15 protein-coding genes are annotated in these 16010 nt (G+C 67.4%); 5 read left to right on the top strand and 10 right to left on the bottom strand.

Translation table 11 applies throughout. The features are described from left to right. Positions 1–7: 7 nt before the first annotated feature. The 9 genes from ABZ827_RS23485 to ABZ827_RS23445 form a co-directional block, all read right to left on the bottom strand. The gene (locus tag ABZ827_RS23485) at positions 8–397 is read right to left on the bottom strand and encodes a hypothetical protein (RefSeq protein ID WP_357240318.1); all 390 of its coding nucleotides are present in this window, start codon (positions 395–397) and stop codon (positions 8–10) included. A gap of 73 nt (positions 398–470) precedes the next feature. Then, a complete protein-coding gene (locus ABZ827_RS23480; RefSeq protein ID WP_357240315.1) occupies positions 471–836 on the bottom strand; it encodes a DUF4345 domain-containing protein in 366 nt (121 codons plus the stop codon). Between the two features lie 145 nt (positions 837–981). After that, the gene (locus ABZ827_RS23475; RefSeq protein WP_357240311.1) at positions 982–1359 is read right to left on the bottom strand and encodes a DUF742 domain-containing protein; all 378 of its coding nucleotides are present in this window, start codon (positions 1357–1359) and stop codon (positions 982–984) included. Then, positions 1356–1772 (bottom strand): roadblock/LC7 domain-containing protein, encoded by a 417-nt coding sequence (locus tag ABZ827_RS23470; RefSeq protein WP_357240309.1) that lies wholly within the window; start codon positions 1770–1772, stop codon positions 1356–1358. The genes ABZ827_RS23475 and ABZ827_RS23470 overlap by 4 nt, the downstream gene beginning before the upstream one ends. Continuing rightward, positions 1750–4122 carry a nitrate- and nitrite sensing domain-containing protein gene (locus ABZ827_RS23465; RefSeq protein ID WP_357240306.1) on the bottom strand — a complete coding sequence of 791 codons (2373 nt, stop codon included), beginning with the start codon at positions 4120–4122 and terminating at the stop codon, positions 1750–1752. Before ABZ827_RS23465 ends, ABZ827_RS23470 begins: the two co-directional genes overlap by 23 nt. Before the next feature lie 235 nt (positions 4123–4357). Then, positions 4358–5890, bottom strand: coding sequence for a hypothetical protein (locus ABZ827_RS23460; RefSeq protein WP_357240303.1), 1533 nt, complete (start codon positions 5888–5890; stop codon positions 4358–4360). Positions 5891–6043: 153 nt separating this feature from the next. Beyond that, a complete protein-coding gene (locus ABZ827_RS23455) occupies positions 6044–6400 on the bottom strand; it encodes a hypothetical protein (protein WP_357240300.1) in 357 nt (118 codons plus the stop codon). Between the two features lie 146 nt (positions 6401–6546). After that, entirely contained in the window at positions 6547–8079 is a 1533-nt protein-coding gene (locus tag ABZ827_RS23450; RefSeq protein WP_357240297.1) for an acyl-CoA synthetase, read from the bottom strand. 550 nt (positions 8080–8629) lie between these two features. Then, complete coding sequence (locus tag ABZ827_RS23445; protein WP_357240294.1) at positions 8630–9337, bottom strand: GntR family transcriptional regulator; 708 nt, start codon at positions 9335–9337, stop codon at positions 8630–8632. Between the two features lie 298 nt (positions 9338–9635). Here ABZ827_RS23445 and ABZ827_RS23440 point away from each other — a divergent pair, with 298 nt between their 5' ends. Genes ABZ827_RS23440 through ABZ827_RS23420 form a run of 5 tightly spaced genes read left to right on the top strand, consistent with a single transcriptional unit; the run spans position 9636 to position 14667 of the window. Further along, the gene (locus ABZ827_RS23440; protein WP_357240394.1) at positions 9636–10775 is read left to right on the top strand and encodes an acetamidase/formamidase family protein; all 1140 of its coding nucleotides are present in this window, start codon (positions 9636–9638) and stop codon (positions 10773–10775) included. Next, a complete protein-coding gene (locus tag ABZ827_RS23435) occupies positions 10775–11965 on the top strand; it encodes an amidase family protein (protein WP_357240291.1) in 1191 nt (396 codons plus the stop codon). Before ABZ827_RS23440 ends, ABZ827_RS23435 begins: the two co-directional genes overlap by 1 nt. Next, a complete protein-coding gene (locus tag ABZ827_RS23430; RefSeq protein ID WP_357240288.1) occupies positions 11962–12933 on the top strand; it encodes an ABC transporter substrate-binding protein in 972 nt (323 codons plus the stop codon). Before ABZ827_RS23435 ends, ABZ827_RS23430 begins: the two co-directional genes overlap by 4 nt. After that, positions 12933–13835, top strand: coding sequence for an ABC transporter permease (locus tag ABZ827_RS23425; protein ID WP_357240285.1), 903 nt, complete (start codon positions 12933–12935; stop codon positions 13833–13835). The genes ABZ827_RS23430 and ABZ827_RS23425 overlap by 1 nt, the downstream gene beginning before the upstream one ends. Positions 13836–13860: 25 nt before the next feature. Further along, entirely contained in the window at positions 13861–14667 is an 807-nt protein-coding gene (locus ABZ827_RS23420) for an ABC transporter ATP-binding protein (protein ID WP_357240282.1), read from the top strand. 63 nt (positions 14668–14730) lie between these two features. Here ABZ827_RS23420 and ABZ827_RS23415 read toward each other — a convergent pair whose 3' ends face one another. Then, on the bottom strand, positions 14731–15618 hold the full coding sequence (locus ABZ827_RS23415; protein WP_357240279.1) for an endonuclease/exonuclease/phosphatase family protein: 888 nt from the start codon (positions 15616–15618) through the stop codon (positions 14731–14733). Positions 15619–16010 lie beyond the last annotated feature (392 nt).

Below are 16010 nucleotides of genomic sequence, written 5' to 3'. Positions count from 1 at the left end.
CGACATTTCAGCCACCCACCAATGCGACGAGCTTCAGGAATGTGATTTCCACACCCAATGGCAGCGCGACCACCTCGTCCAACTCCTCGATCTGTCGATCGCCGACCAGGACCACGAAACCGTTGCGCCCGAAAGCCTGCAACGCCGCCTCGCACTGACGTTCCGGATCGACACGACCAGTCGTGCGGAACCCGCCGCGCACCACCTCGGCATCTGCCGGCCGTACCAGACCACGAAAGACACCATGAGACGCGCCGGCATTGTGCTCGGCGACCTCCTGGAACAGCCGCCGCCGGATGATCTCCCGCAGTGGCAGCCGCTCCTCGGCCACCTCGAACATCCAGCCGCCGTCGCGACCCCCGGATGCCGTTTCGTCGACGACCTTCACACTCACCATGGCGACAGGGTAGGCACGACCCCTGACAGAACTCGAGAACAGTTTCCCACCAGCCGTATTCCGGTCGACCCTCTCAGTTGGCCGCGAGTAGTGCCGCGGCCGCGACCACTTCCACCCAGAAGTAGAACCAGACCGGATAGAACGCGGACGGAGTGTCCAACAGCCGTGAGATCGCCCGGCCCGCGGCCATCCCGGCCAGGGCGGTCGCGATCGCGAGCACCGTTCCGCGGTGCAGATCGTCGGACGCTGCCGCCGACCAGCACAGTAGGCCGGATACCGCCAACCCGAAGCCGCCGTATACGGCGCGTACTTCGGAACGTCCGGTTGCGGTGGTGACGGTGATTCCGAAGGGCCGGATGAGCCGGGCGGGTGCGGCCAGGGCGTAGACGCCCATACCGGCGAAGAATATTCCCACCATGATCAGGACAACCGGTCGCATATCCACCTCCGTATCGAAGCCTTCCGGGCGATCATCCGGGACCGGCCCGCATTCCGGGCTTCCGGAAACGTGCGGTCCACGAATATCGCGGGTTACCTCCGTGGTGTGATCGCGGGGTCGGCGGCCCTGCCGACCCGAGCCGGGATCAGCTGCCGCGCAAGCTGTTCGCGATCGTCCGGAGCAGGTCGAGGCCGGCGGCGTCGTCCGGGGCTTCGACCGGCGCGCGGACGGTCAGCCTGCCGTCATCGATCAGGTCGCCGATGAGGACTTTGGTCAGCGTGAGCGGAACACCCAGTTGCGCCGATACCTCCGCGACCGACTGCGGAGCCCGGCACAGCCGGACGATTTCGGCGTACTCGGGTTCGCTTCGCCGTAGCGCGAGTCCGGACCCGGCGTCGACCACCATCGAATCCAGCGAGAGTTCCGCGCGCTCGGTACCGCCCCGGCCGCGGGTCAATGCGTAGAGCCGTACGACCGGGCCGGCGTCCTCCTCGTCCCAGTGGTCGTTATCGGAATCTTTCACGGCCGTTGCTCGCCGTTCGGGGTCGGGCGGGTATCGACAGCCAAGTGGGTGCCGACCCGCTGCACTGTTCGATTCATCTCGTAGGCGACCATACCCATATTGGCGGCGTCGCCGGCCAATAACGCCAGGCAGGCGTTGTCACCGGCGGCGGTGATGAACAGCACCGCTCGATCGAGTTCCACCACGGTCTGGTGGACACCGCCGGCCTCGAAATGGCTACCGGCGCTGCGGGCCAGGCTGTGGAATGCCGAGGCCATCGCGGCGAAACGTTCGGCGGCGGTGCGGTCGAGTCCGGCCGAATGCCCCATCAGCAAACCGTCGGTGGACAGCAGTACCGCGGATTCGGCGGCCGGCAACCCGCTCACCAGTTCCTCCAGCAGCCAGCTCTGGTCAGTGCGCGGGGGAGTGATCATCGTCGCCTTCCTCTCGAGTTCTCTCGGTTGGGGTCGAATCGGGAAGCGAGCGGCGTCCCGATCGGGTCCCGCCTTCGATGGCGGACATCAGATTACGTGCCTGTTCGGGGCTGCGGGAAGGTGGCGGCTCGACGGCCGGGGCCGGCCCGGTATCCGGTTCGGCGCTCTTGCGGCTCCGGCGCGGCAGCGGCGGACGGGTGCCCGTATCCGCCTGCGGTGCCACGACCGTGGTAGACGGCTGCGCGTCCCCACGCACCGGTGCGGTGCCGTTCTCGGACGGTGTGCCGCTTGCGACGCTCTTGGATCCGGCGCCGGCCGTCGCGGCGGCCAAGGCGGGTGCGGGTGCGGGATCCACGGCGGCCGGCGGTTTCCCGGATTCGATGAGGTCGGTCGGAATGAGGACGACCGCCTTGATGCCGCCGTAGACGGATTCCGACAGACGTACCGAAACCCCGTGACGGGCAGCCAGTGTGGCGACGACGAAGAGGCCCAGGCGGGTGTCGCCGGACAGGGCCGCGACCCCGAAGTCCGGCGGCTGCGCCAGCAGTTGATTGTTCGCGGTGATCTCGTCCTCGGACATGCCCAGGCCCTGGTCGGCGACCTCGACCGCGACCCCCCGGCCCACGACGGCCCCCGCCACCTCGACCCGGGATTGCGGTGGCGAGAACTCCGTGGCGTTGTCCATCAGCTCCGCGAGCAGATGGATGAGGTCGGCGGTGGCCTGGCCGGCGATGCTCACCGTGGGAACGTTTCCGGTGTGAATCCTGGTGTAGTCCACGGTTTCCGCCGCCGCGCCGCGGATCACGTCCCACAGTGGAACCGGTTTGCGCCAGCGCCGCCCCGGCTGTTCACCACCCAGCACGATGAGGTTCTCGGCATGGCGCCGGGCGCGGGTCGCCAGATGGTCGAGTTCGAAGAGGAGCTCGAGCTGTTCGGTGTTCTCCTCGCGGCGTTCGGCGCGGTCGAGCAGGGCCAGCTGCCGGTGGACGGCGAGCTGGTTGCGATGGGCGATATTGAGGAAGACCGTTCGGAACCCGGCCCGGGTCCGGGATTCGGCCACGGCCGCCGATACCGCGGCGACCTGTGCCCGGTTGAACGCGTCGGCCACTTCGCCGAGTTCGTCGGTGCCGAAATCCAGCCGTGAAACCTCGGCGGCCGTATCGATCTCCGTTCCGTCGTCGAGGCGCCGCATAAGGTCGGGCAGCCGGTCGTCGGCCAGTTCCAAGGTGTCGTCGCGCAGCCGGCGCATCCGGCCGATGAACCGGTTGGCCACGAACAGTGCTCCCAGGAAGGCGACGATCGTGACGATCAGTACCGCGATCCCGCCGATCAGGGACTTCTCCGCCGTACCGGTACCTTCCTCGCGTGCGATGGCATGGGCGTCGCGGCTCTGGTCCTCCCACAGCTTCAGCAGCGCGGAAGTGAGCCGGCCGGATGCTTCCTGCCAGGCCGGTACGGACATCGGCAGGGCGGCGGGATCGGGTTGCGCGGACTGTTCCGTCTCGTAGCTGGTGCCGGCCGGATCGTCGGCCGTTACCGGGCCGCGCAGGGCCACGGCATCCTGCATAGCGGTCACCTGCCGCCAATCCGGTGAATCGGTGAGCGCCCGCAACTGATCCAGCCGCGGACCACTCAGTACCGACGCGGAATACGCGACCTGGGCCCGGGCCTCGCCGATGTACCGGTCGAATTCGAGAAGCTGGGGTGCGGTCATCTCGCCGCGGGCCAGGGACACGATGCCGAGAGTGTCCGCCCTCGACAGGGCTTCCGCGGCACGCAGCGGTTCGACGCCGTAACCGAGAGCGATACCCAGGCCGGCGTCGGGTGCGACCCGTGCGGCGATCAGTGACGCCCGGAAAATGGTGTCGATCACCGTGTTGTAGTAACCGAACGCGTCCTCTCGGGTCATCGCGCGGGCGTCGATCGTGGCGCGTTTGCCGGGAACACTGTTGTAGAGCGGGCGGAACCGCTCGAGTTCGGCCGCCGACCCGCCCGGATCGAGTCGCTGGGCCGCTTCGCCCTTGGCGATGGTCGCGGCGAGTGCCACATCGGACCGTTTCCGCACATCCACGAGGCTCGCGGCCGCGGCCGGATCACCCTGCAGATACAGCATCGACAGGCGGCGTTCCTCCTCGAAGGTCTGCACCATCGACATGACCGGGGTGGTGGTGCTGGTGATCAGATTCGCCCACACCGTGGACGAGAGGCTGTTCTTGGCCAGGTACCCGGCGGCGCCGACCCCGATGACCAGCAAGGTGACGTTGGTGATCAGCAGGATGGACAGCAGCCGGGTCCGGATGCCGATCCGGCCGCGTGTGACGTTCCTGCCGGAACGAACTGCCCGAACCATTGATTCGGACATTTGCCGCCGAACAGCCACGATAGATCAACCCGTTCCAGGGCATGCGCAGACGACACCATGGTGATCGGCGCATATCACCCTAATGTTCCCGGCATCGTCGTTGTCCGGCGATGCATAAGCTTTCGCTCAAACCATAGCGAAAGCGCGCGGGGAGACAGAGACGAGTCTCACCAAGCGGTCGTTAGGGTATCGGGGTGGGCGCGGTAACAGCAGGTCGGACGGGTCACGCGGTACCGCGGATCGCGCCCGGGCGTTTGATACTCGCCCCGCGGAAACACAACACGTGCTCGCCGTAACCGGCCAGCGGCCGGGCTTCGGCCGCCTGGCGGATACCGCTGGCCGGTAGTTCGGTGAGTTTCGCGAACATGGTCGCGTTGCCGAAGGCCGAGCGGATCTGGGTCTCCGAGGCGTAGTCCGCGCCGTAGTCGGCGAGTTTGCCGAAATCCAGTGGCGCCAAGGGCGTATCCAGGGCGACCGGCTCGGCCGGCCGGCCCAGCGCCGCGTACTGGGTGGCCTCGCCCTGCTCGTACCAGCACAATTCGTAGGCCAGGTTCTCGGTGCTGGTCACGCTCATCACCGGCCACTGCCGAGATAAGTGGCGGGCTAGCGGGTTCTTCGCGATCGGGGTGAGCTCCCATTTCAGGCTTTTCACCGCGACCCAGCTGCCCGACATCCGCTCGATCAGTACGATGTCCTCGCCGAGCTCGGGCTCCGCGTTCAGTTGCGGATCGCGGGTGCCCCAATGCGCCTTGTCCACCCCGTGGGCGGTGTTGATATCCACAGGTTCCGCGCCGGAGTCGGTATAGGCGGCGATGATCGCCTCGCGCACGAGAGTCACCGCGTCCGGTGCCGAACACAGCACGCTCAGCGCGCCGAAAGAGGAACCGATCTCCACCGGTTTGGCCGGTTGGTCCGGCATCGCGCCCGCGACCAGTGGTTTCAACCCCACCAGCGCCAGATTCCAGTTGATCTCCTCGATCGTCGCCAGATCACCGGCGCTTTGATAGAGGATCTGCTGCTGGGTCAGATAACCGGCCCGCTCCAGCGTGCGGCATTCGAGTTTGCGCAACGCGGATACTGTTTTGCCGGTGAACCCGACTTCGTCGATCCTCAGCGCCCGCAGCTGCGCCGCCATCGCCGGAGTGGTACTCGCGGTATAGCGCTCGCGGTACATGGCGACGGCCTGTTTCCGTTGCCGGCCCACCATCAGGGTGCGCAGCAGCGTGTTCAGGGTGGCGAGGTATTTGCGGGACTGTTCCGGATCGGCCTCGAACAGCCCGGCGCGGATGCGTACCGCCTCATCGGTCGCGACCACCGCGGCGCCGGGGTCCAGCCGGCACAGCCACACACCGCATTTGGACAATCCGTCCGCGCAGACTCCCGCCGCGTTCGGATGTTCATGGGCCACCTGGGTGTAGGCGTTGCAGGCGTCGCGGATGGTCGCGGTGGCCAGCTCCCGGTGCCCGATCGCGCGGGCCGCCTGTTCCAGCAGCCGCAGCGTGTCCTGGACCTCGTTGGCGAACTGCGCCGAAACCCGGCCGGCGGTGAACCAGCGCAAGCGGATCATCACCGCTTCCTGCGCGGGCTCCAGGGCGCCGGCCACCCGGTTCCGTATCGACCCGTCGGTCTTGGTGGCCAGATAGCCCGTGGCGAGCTCGGACAAACTGGTGGCCAGCTGTAATTCGGTTTCCGGTGTCCGGTCACGTGCCGCGATCCGGTCGGTGGCCACCCGGCCCTCGATGGCGATCAGATCCATCGCGATCTCAATTCCCGCATCACCTTCCGCATACGGTCGTCGAGCGGCGGCCGTAGTCCGAGCATTCCTCGAAAGTCTGCCATAGGTACGGGTGGGTTAGCAGGGCTACCGGCGGGTTCCCGATACCGGCCGAGGGCGGTCCGCCGCGACTGTTCAGTCTCCGGGGATCGTGCTCGCGCCGAGCCCCAGATAGAACAGCATGATCAGGAACAGGAACCAGCCCGCTCCCTGCCAGATCGGCCAGGTGCCACCGCGCCGCCACACGCGGATCGTCTCCACGAACGCACCGATCCCACCCAGTAACAGCAGCACTCCCGGGCCGAACAGGATCGCGGCCCGGGCGGGTGTATCGCACAGCAGTGTGTCGGCGTCGCGGCACTGCGCGGCCGCCGACCAGATCGCGGTCGCGGTGCACACCAGCGCCGCGGCCGTAAGCACCGCCAATGAGTAGCGCACGGCCCTGCGGAAGTTCCCGTCGTCGGACCAGCGCTTCTCCGCGTCGTTCGTCATCACCGAGCCTCCTGGGCGCGGTATTTCCCGGTCTCGGCGGAGCAAACACGATCAGCCCCGCGAAACGTACTGCTACCCGGTATCCAGCCCCCTGCGGACCCGGTACCGGGCGCTCGGTGTGAGCGCGAGCCGGACGTGGCGGCGGTTCACAGGTACCGGGCGCGGAGTTTGCCCTTGACCAGCTTGCCAGTCGGGGTGCGGGGGAGTTCGTCGGCGAAATCGATCGTCCGGGGCACCTTGTAGTGGGCGATACGGGCGCGCAGGTAGTCGCGCAGTTCCGCGGCCAGGCCGGGACCGGGCTCGGTGCCGGGCGCGGCCTGTACGACGGCCTTCACCGATTCGCCCATCTCTTCGTCGGGGACGCCGATGACCGCGACATCGAGAACCTTCGGATGCAGGGCCAGCGCGTCCTCGATCTCCTGCGGGTAGATGTTCACGCCGCCGGAGATGATCATGAAGGCCTTGCGGTCTGTCAAAAACAGGAAACCGTCGGAATCGATATAGCCGATATCGCCGGTGGTGGTCCAGGTGGGATGCCCCGGGTGGATCGCCTGCTCGGTTTTCGCCGGATCGTTGTGGTAGGCGAACGGAACTTCCTCACGTTCGAAATAGATCGTGCCGACCTCACCCACGGGCAGTTCGGCGCCGTCTTCCCCGCAGATCCGCACCGCGCCCATCCCCGCCGGGCCCACCGAACCCGGTTTCCGCAGCCACTGCTCGCTGTCGATGAAGGTGGCGCCGTTGCCCTCGGTCGACGCGTAGTACTCGTACAGGACCGGCCCCCACCAGTCGATCATCGCCTGTTTGACCTCGACGGGGCACGGCGCGGCGGCATGCACGGCCACCTTCAGGCTCGATACGTCGTAACGGGAGCGGACGGCCTCGTCGAGTTTGAGCATCCGGACGAACATGGTCGGCACCCACTGGCTGTGGGTGACCCGATAGCGTTCGATCGCCGCCAGGGCCTGTTCGGCATCGAAACGCTCCATCACCACCAGCGTCCCGCCGAGGGCATGCACCACACCGCCGAAACGCAACGGTGCCGCGTGGTAGAGCGGGGCGGGGGACAGATACACGGTTTCGGTGTCGAATCCGTACAGCGGGCCGAAAACGGCGGTGTAGGTGTCACCGGGCGGGTCACCGACCTGCCGGTCCGGCAGGGGATGCTTGATGCCCTTGGGGCGTCCGGTGGTGCCGGAGGAATAGAGCATATCGGCGCCGCGGGGCTGATCGGCCAGAGGTTCCGGAGACGATCCGGCCAGCGCCTGCTCGTAGGACCGGTAGCCGTCGACCTCGCCTCCGAAGGCCAGCCGGGTCTCGACTCCGGGGGTTTCCTCGACGATCTTCTGGGCGGTATCGCGCAGATCGGCGGAGACGATCAGCGCGCGGGCGCCGCAGTCGTTGACGATATAGCTGATCTCGCTGGGCGACAGATGCCGGTTCACGGCGGTGATGTAAAGCCCGGATCGCAACGCTGCCCAGTAGACCTCGTACATCTTGGGGTCGTTGCCGGACAGTAGCGCGATATGGTCACCGGTGCGCGAACCGGCCTCGTGCAGATACCGGGCGAGGCGGACGGAGTTGTCCTCGAGGTCTCGGTAGGTGAGTGTTTCACCGCTCTCGGCGAGGATCACAGCGGGTTTATCTGGGAAATTATCGACATGCGCGCCGGGGTACATGCTGCTCCTCTGCGGAACGGAGCGGTCGGGGGCGACCGCCGAGCCGAAATCGGGACCGGTGGGGTGTCACGGTAGTGGTCCCTGCCGGGTGGTTGCCCGGCCAGGGGGACACTAGCGGAAAGTGAACCGGGGTTCGGGGGGTTTGGTGGGGTGGGTTTGTGTGGGGGTGGGCAGGGCGGTGGTGGGCTGGGGATGGACAGGGTAGGCGGTCGAGGTGGGGCAAGCAGGGCAGTTCGTGAAGGTGGGAAGCGGGCAGTTCGTGAAGGTGGGGAGCGGGCAGTTCGTGAAGGTTCTGTGTTTTTGGCGCCGCCTGCGGCGTCGCGGGGTTCGGGGCCCCCTTGGTCTCGTTCTTCACTCCCGCCGCTCAGTCGCTGCGCTCCTTCGCTCTGGTCGCTCCAGAACGAGACGGGCCCCGAACCACCAAGGCGGACCGGCCGCATGCGGGAAACGGGGGTGGGGGCGGATGTGGACAGGCTGGCGGTAGGGGAACAAACGCGCCCGAGGGCGGGGGACCGGCTGACTCGGGTGACCCACGCGTTTCCGGTGGGGGCTATCGATCCCCGCCGGGTGGTGTGCTGATCTCGCGGACCTCGCGAAGGTGCTGTTCCATCGCGGCGGCGGCCGCGGGGGCGTCGTGATCGGATACCGCGCGGTAGATCTGCTCGTGTCCCTGGATGGAGATCCGGCGACCGAGTGCGGTGCGGTGCGACAGGACGCGGGTGTGCCGGGTCCATTCCGTGGTCATGGTGCACAGCGTGACCAGCAGCGGATTCTGGGCGGCATGGGCCAGCAAGGTGTGGAATTCGATATCGAGGCGCATCGAATCCTCGGGGGTGAGGGCCTCGTCGGAGCGGGCCAGGACATCGTCGAGCGAGAGCAGGTTCGATTCGACGGCCCGGCGCGCGGCCAGTTGCGCTATGCGCGGTTCGACCAGATCGCGGAGTTCGGTCGCGTAGCCGAGTTCGATATCGATATCGGCCAGGTTCCCGTGTAGCTCCGCGGCGGTCCGGGAGATATCGGCGACGGTACTGCCGCGGCCCTGCCTGCGTTGGACGAGCTTCTTCGCTTCCAGTTCGAACATCGCCTCGCGCAGCGACGAGCGGGAGATGTTCAGGCTCGCGGCGAGTTCGCGTTCCGGTGGGAGCCTGTCGCCGGCGCGCAGGTCGCCGCTGATGATCAGACGTTCGAGATGCGCCGCGACCTCGGCGCCGACACTGCGCGCGGTTCGCCGCATCGGGGGTATCGCTGCGAACGTCATTCGGTCCCCTCCTCGTTCCGGTCGCCGCGAAACGTCGGTAGCCGAACTCATGGTCCGACCAATTTCCATCGATCGCCGCGGGAGGGATTCAAGGTATCAGCTTTCGAGCCTTCGCCGGATGCCGTGGAAGTGTCGGAATGATTCGGGAAAGTTACCGACTTACAGGGCTTTTCGGGATGGTATTGCGCGGCGGTAAATCGGCCGTTACGTTCGCTCGCCCCGGTCGCCGGCGGGGTTCGAGACTCATATGGTCGGTGCATCGAGTGGTCTGACCAATGAGGAGGTCGCGGTGACGACGATGATCGGGCAGGACTACGCCGCCGCATTCCCGGTACTGCAGCAGGATTCGGGAATCGACCCCGGAACGGTCTACGTACCGGCCGATCCCGGCAAGGTGTTCTGGGGCCGGCTGCCCTGCCGAAGGGATACCGGGGTAGCCACCGTGGCCCCGGGTTCGACCGTCGTGATCGATACCGTCAGTCATGAGGGAATCCTCGAAGACCAGGGCTCGGATCCGGTGCGCTACTTCGGAAACCGCGGTGTCGAACGCGCGGAGGTGCTCGACGACGCGGTCGGCGTGGCGGCCCGGCGCACACGGGAACCCGGTGCCGGGCCCCATATTCTGACCGGCCCGATCGCGGTCGAGGGTGCGCGCCCGGGGGATCTGCTGGCCGTCCGGATCGACGCCCTCACCATGCGGGCGCCCTACGGGGTGGTGTCGACCCGGCACGGTCGCGGCGTCCTGGCGGGGCGCCCGGGGTTCGACGGTGACTACGGACAGTTCTGCCGGGTCCACGAACGGGACGGCCGCTGGTACGGTGCGATGCCGCTCGATTCCGCGGGCCGGGCGGGGAACGCGGTGTTCCCGCTGGCCCCGTTCCTGGGCATCATCGGAGTGGCCACCGATACCGGCACCCGGGTCGGTTCCGTCCCGCCCGGACCGCACGGCGGGAATATCGACGTCAAACTGCTCACCCCGGGTGCGACCCTGTTCCTTCCCGTCCAGGTGCCCGAGGCTCTGCTCTACATCGGTGACCCGCATTTCGCTCAGGGCGACGGCGAAGTGGCGCTGACCGCGCTGGAGGCTCCGCTGCGGGCGACGCTGACCCTGGACGTGATCCCGGCCGCCGATATCGCCGGCGGATTCGGCGGCCGGATCGGCCCCTTCGCGGCCGCACACGGGTTACTCATCCCCACCGGGTTGCACGAAGATCTGAACACCGCCCTCGAGCTGTGCGTAGGACATGCGGTGGATCTGGTGACCGGACTGTTCGGCGCCGACCCCCGGCAGGCCTACCTGTATCTCAGTGCCGCCGCGGATTTCACGATCTCGCAGGCCGTCGACCAGGTACGCGGGGTACACGGGGCGGTACGGCGATCCGACTTCGGGGCGGGCGCGGATACCGCCTTCGCCCGCCGCGTCCTGGAGCGGGTCTGATGACCCTGGCCGGCGAAGTCGATACAACGGTGTGGCGGTTACGCGGGACACCGCTCATCGAGGCGACCGCGGCCGGCCCGCTCACCGGACGGACCGTCGCGGTGAAGGACCTGTACGCGCTGGCCGGGTTCACGGTCGGCGCCGGGGTCCCGGAATACGCCCTGGATCAGCAGCCGGCCGCGGAGCATGCCGCGGTGGTGACGCGGTTACTGGCGGCCGGGGCGCGGATCACCGGTATCGCGCAGACAGACGAGTTCGCCTACAGCCTCACCGGTAGTAACGGCCTGCACGGAATGCCCATCAACCCCGCCGCACCCGACCGGATTCCGGGAGGGTCCACCAGTGGCCCCGCGGTGGCGGTGGCCCGGGGTGAGGCCGATATCGGTTTGGGGACCGATACCGCCGGGTCCATCCGGGTGCCCGCCGCGTACCAGGGGTTGTGGGGGATCCGCACCACGCACGGACGCGCCGATACCACCGGTCTGCTGCCCTTGGCGCAGTCGTTCGACACCGTCGGATGGGTTACCGCGGACGGGGAAACACTGGCCGCCGTCGCGGATCAACTGCTCGGCCCCGATACCGCCGTACCGGCCGGATTCGCCGTCGATCACGAGTGGTGCGCCCAGGCCGACCCCACGATCTCGTCCGCGGTGCTTTCGGTGGCCGATGCCCTCGGCGCGGTGCCGGTCGACTTGGGCCCGGTCGACAACTGGCTCGCCGCCTTCCGCGTGGTCCAAGGTCACGAAGCCTGGGCCAACCACGGGGAGTGGGTCGCCGGTCATCCCGAGACTCTGGAACCCGATGTAGCGCGGCGTTTCGCCTTCGCCGCGACGGTGACCGCCGGTCAGGCCGCCGCCGCACGCGACATCCTGGCGGCCGCGGCGAACCATATCCGGGAAGCGCTCGGCCGCCGAGTCCTGGTGCTGCCGGCCGCCGCGACCGCACCGCCGCCGCGCTCCGCCGGCCCCGAGGTGCTCGAGACCACCCGCGCCCGCACCCTGCGCCTGACCTGTCCGGCGTCGATCGCGGGCCTGCCCGCGGTGACCGTGCCACTGAGTCGCGATGAGGGTGGCCCCAGTGGATTGTGCCTGGTGGGCGCGCCGGGCACCGACCGTTCCCTGATCCGTCTCGCACTCGGCAATGCCGCTGTCCGGGCCGCGGGGTCGCAGCACAGTGAGGATCCACTATGAAACGTCCACTCCGCCACATTTTTTCGATCATCGGTGTCCTGTTACTGGCGGTCGCCGGGCTGACCGGTTGTATCGCCACCCCCGACAGCGCCGGTGGAGATCCGAACGCCGTCCGGATCGGCACGTTGCGTGGGCAGCCGCACCTGTACGCGCCCTATTTCATGCAGCAGTTCGCCCCGGCGGGCACGACCTACGAAATCGTGCTGTTCGAGAACTCGCCGGATATCAAGAACGCGCTGGCTTCCGGCGCCGTCGATATCGGAGTGCTCGGCGCACCGGCGATGCTCGCCGGTATCGCGGCGAACCAGGATCTGCAGATCATCGCCTCGGCGGCCGACGGCGGCTCGGGGTTCGTGGGGCGACCGGAGATCCGTACGCCCCAGGATCTGCGGGGTAAACGGATCGGTTTCCCGGCCGGTTCCTCGCAGGAGATCGCCTTGAAACTCACCCTGCGCGCGCACGGCCTCGACCCCGAAACCGATGTGCAGCTGGTGAATCTGGCGTACTCGGATATGGCCGGTGCTTACAACGCCGGTCGCGTGGATGCCTTCCTGAGTGCCGAAATGGGTGTCTCCATCGCCCGGCAGGCGGGTGCGCACCAGATACTCTCGCCCTACGAGACGCCCATCGGGGCCACCAATATCGTTCTCGGCGGCAACGGCCGCTTCCTCGACGAACAGCCCGATCGGGCGCGGGATGCCGTCGGTAGCTTCGTCCGTGCCATCGACTTCATGAAGGGCGATCACAACGCCTGGGCGGCCGGACTGGTCGAAACCTTCGGAATGGACCGGGCGGTGACCGATATCGCCATCGGCAACGTCATGCTGCGCTGGGAACTCGACGACGAGTTCCGGGCGCGGGTCGCGGAATTGGCCCGCCAGATGGTGGAATTCGACCAGCTGCCGACCGCACCGGATATGACGAAGGTCTTCCGGACCGAGTTCCTCGACACCGTGGCGGCTCAGTGATGACCACGCTGGGGACGCGGACCGAGATACCGGCCGCACCGCGCGAGCGGGATTCCGCGGCGGGAGACAGAGCCGGCCCGAAGAACTGGCGCACCCGATACGGTGCGCGGGCGGTCGCTGTGCTCTGGGCCCTGCCGGTACCGCTGCTCGGACTGCTGCTGTGGGACCGCGGTGTCGGCGGCGGCTGGACCCTGCCGTTCGGTATCCAGATGCAATTCCTGCCCACCCCCTACGACGTGGCCCGCCGGCTCGCCGACCTCGCCGTGGGCGGCATCGTGGACGACACCTACAGCGGCACCCTGTGGCTGCACCTGTACGCCAGCACCCTGCGGGTCGTCCAGGGTTTCGCCATCGCGGTGGCGGTGGCGGTCCCGCTCGGCATCCTCATGGGTCGTTCGCGGACCGTGAACCGGATGCTCGAACCGACCCTCGGCCTGGTGCGGCCGATCCCGGTGACCGCGTGGGCGCCGCTCTCGCTGCTGATCATCGGGTTCGGCGACCGCGCGACCATCTTCCTGGTATTCCTGGCCGCGGTCTTCTCCATCCTGATCAACACCGTCGCCGGGGTACGGGCGGTGCCGCAACGACTGTTCGAAGCCGCCGCCATGCTCGGCACCCCAGCCGCACAGACCCTGTACAAGGTGGTACTGCCCGCCGCGATACCCACGATCGTCTCCGGCTTGCGGATCGCGCTCGGCTTGTCGTGGGTGATCCTGGTCGTCGGCGAAACCGTCGGCATCCGGGTGGGCCTGGGCGCGTTGATCACCCAGGCCCGGGAACAATCGCGCACCGACCTCATCGTGGCGGTGATGATCGTGATCGGCCTTGCCGGGTTCCTGGCCGACCGGATCATGATGCTGGCCGTCCGCCTGATCGTCGGCCGCCGCCCCCTTCTCCCATGACCTCCCGACGGATCAGGTGCTCACCATGAAGATCTATTCCACCCGCCGCCGCCCCCACCGGCCGGCCCGGATCGTGCTCGACGGGCTCGGCAAACGGTACCCGGGCGCGGCCGGGCCCGCGGTGGACGCGGTATCGCTCGATATCGCCGCCGGTGAATTCGTCTGTATCGTCGGCGCCAGCGGCTGCGGAAAATCCACCCTTCTGCGAATTCTCGCCGGATTCGACAGCGCGACACAGGGTTCGGTGACAGTCGGTGAGGAACCGGTGACCGGTCCGGGCCCCGACCGCGGCGTCGTCTTCCAGGACTACGGGCTGTTCCCATGGCTCACTGTCGCCGAGAACGTCGCCTACGGTCCGAAACAGGCCCGGATGACCCGCGACGATATCCGCGAAACCACCGACCGCTGCCTCGGCGCCGTCGGCCTCACACGGGTGCGCGATTCTTTCCCACACCAGCTCTCCGGTGGGATGCAGCAGCGCGTCGCCATCGCACGGGTGCTGGCCAACCGGCCCGCCGTCCTGCTCATGGACGAACCGTTCGGCGCTCTGGACGCGCTCACCCGCAGCGATATGCAGGCCGAACTCGGCCGGATCCACCGTGAAACCGGCGTCACGGTCGTCTTCGTCACCCACAGTGTCGACGAGGCGGTATACCTGTCGGATCGGGTCGTCGTAATGGCCGGCGGCACCGCCCACGGCACGTCCGGTCACGTACGCGAGGTGGTCGATATCGACCTGCCCCGCGACCGTGACACGACCGGGCCGGAGTTCAACGAGTACAAGCGCCGCGTCGACGCACTGATCCACCAGGGCAATCGGACGGCCGCCTAACCTCCTCGCTCGGCGGCGCCTTCGTCCGGTCATGCGTCAGGCGATTCAGCTCTGCCTGGTCTGTCAGCCCCAGACCCCAGGAGTGCGGGCAGGAACGGTCAGTTCGGCGACTACGCCGTAGTGGTCGCTCGCTTGAACCCCACCTTGCGGCTGGACACCGATCAGGTCGACGGACCGCACCTCCAGTGTGGGTCCGAAACTCCTGCCTCGCACCATCACGTAGTCGATGCGTCGGCCAGCGGCGGAGAACATGTCACCGGAGGCGACCAGCGGGTTCTCGGGGGTGAAGGTATGTCCGGGATCGGCGGGTCGCAGCATTGCCCACGCGTCGTGATAACTGACGCTCACGCCTACGAGTGACTGGCGGCCGGTCCAGAACCGTATGCTCGACGAGTCCGGGGTGGCGTCGAAGTCGCCGACCACGACAACGTGCTCATCGCGGTCGTCGAGGACTTCTTCTATGAACCGGGCCGACTCGACCGCCTGCAACTCACGTTCATGTTCGTAGTCGAACTGGAAGACCGGTTTGTGGTGGACGACGTGCAGTGCTCCCAATGGTTGCGGAGCGCGGACCTCGGCGACGACAACTGCCGACCACGGGAACACCGCCGCGCGATCGGTGACTCCCAGGCTGTGCTCGTGAACTTTGCCGAGCGGCCAGCGGCTGGCCAGCGCCAATCCGACGCCATCCGGTGTTGTCCGAGAGTGCCATGCGACGTGCCACCCCGGGCCGAGTAGATCGGCAATGCCCTGCTCTCGATCTTCACCGGCGTCGACCTCTTGCAGAGCGATAATGTCGGGGTCAGTGGCCCGTAGTTGTTCTGCCACGACCTTTTTCCGGTGCGGCCAATCAGCGAGCAGCGGCGACAGGATATTGAAGGTTGCCACACGCACCGAACCCAGAGATACCTCGGGGCTGGTGTTCGTATTCGGATTGATCACGATGGACATAGTCCCAAGTGGATACGGTCCAGGGGTGACCCGGAATTCACCGGAAAGTCGGGTCATATGCGGCACCAGGGCTGAACTGGGGTATCTGCGGCGACTTGTGGTCCCCGGACTCGGATGGCTGGCGGTGGATCGGCCGTCGCGCGCCGTGGACGGGCAACATCGCGCCGGACGATTCGGGGCATGGTCCGCTTCCGGACCGGGAACTGGGGATGCTGGTGGACAGCCCGGATGATGCTGTGCTGCCGTTGCGGCGGGTGAGCGTTGAGGACTATCCACCGGATTCTTGAAGGCAGTAGATCCGGCTACGGATCGAGCGGGACCTGTAGCCCGGCGACCAGCCCAATCTCACGTGACTTACGCCGGGATTGCCGGGAGTAACTCGGTTCGGGTCG

It is taken from the genome of Nocardia sp. NPDC019395 (assembly GCF_040632335.1).
Taxonomy (GTDB): Bacteria; Actinomycetota; Actinomycetes; order Mycobacteriales; family Mycobacteriaceae; genus Nocardia.
Note: the sequence above shows the minus strand (reverse complement) of the source record. Positions and strands in the feature narration are given on the sequence as shown.

Coding starts and splice junctions, on each gene's coding strand:
- ABZ827_RS23485 (WP_357240318.1), bottom strand. CDS start 397: ATGGTGAGTGTGAAGGTCGTCGACGAAACGGCATCCGGGGGTCGCGAC.
- ABZ827_RS23480 (WP_357240315.1), bottom strand. CDS start 836: ATGCGACCGGTTGTCCTGATCATGGTGGGAATATTCTTCGCCGGTATG.
- ABZ827_RS23470 (WP_357240309.1), bottom strand. CDS start 1,772: ATGATCACTCCCCCGCGCACTGACCAGAGCTGGCTGCTGGAGGAACTG.
- ABZ827_RS23465 (WP_357240306.1), bottom strand. CDS start 4,122: ATGGTTCGGGCAGTTCGTTCCGGCAGGAACGTCACACGCGGCCGGATC.
- ABZ827_RS23460 (WP_357240303.1), bottom strand. CDS start 5,890: ATGGATCTGATCGCCATCGAGGGCCGGGTGGCCACCGACCGGATCGCG.
- ABZ827_RS23455 (WP_357240300.1), bottom strand. CDS start 6,400: ATGACGAACGACGCGGAGAAGCGCTGGTCCGACGACGGGAACTTCCGC.
- ABZ827_RS23450 (WP_357240297.1), bottom strand. CDS start 8,079: ATGTACCCCGGCGCGCATGTCGATAATTTCCCAGATAAACCCGCTGTG.
- ABZ827_RS23445 (WP_357240294.1), bottom strand. CDS start 9,337: ATGACGTTCGCAGCGATACCCCCGATGCGGCGAACCGCGCGCAGTGTC.
- ABZ827_RS23440 (WP_357240394.1), top strand. CDS start 9,636: ATGATCGGGCAGGACTACGCCGCCGCATTCCCGGTACTGCAGCAGGAT.
- ABZ827_RS23435 (WP_357240291.1), top strand. CDS start 10,775: ATGACCCTGGCCGGCGAAGTCGATACAACGGTGTGGCGGTTACGCGGG.
- ABZ827_RS23430 (WP_357240288.1), top strand. CDS start 11,962: ATGAAACGTCCACTCCGCCACATTTTTTCGATCATCGGTGTCCTGTTA.
- ABZ827_RS23425 (WP_357240285.1), top strand. CDS start 12,933: ATGACCACGCTGGGGACGCGGACCGAGATACCGGCCGCACCGCGCGAG.
- ABZ827_RS23420 (WP_357240282.1), top strand. CDS start 13,861: ATGAAGATCTATTCCACCCGCCGCCGCCCCCACCGGCCGGCCCGGATC.
- ABZ827_RS23415 (WP_357240279.1), bottom strand. CDS start 15,618: ATGTCCATCGTGATCAATCCGAATACGAACACCAGCCCCGAGGTATCT.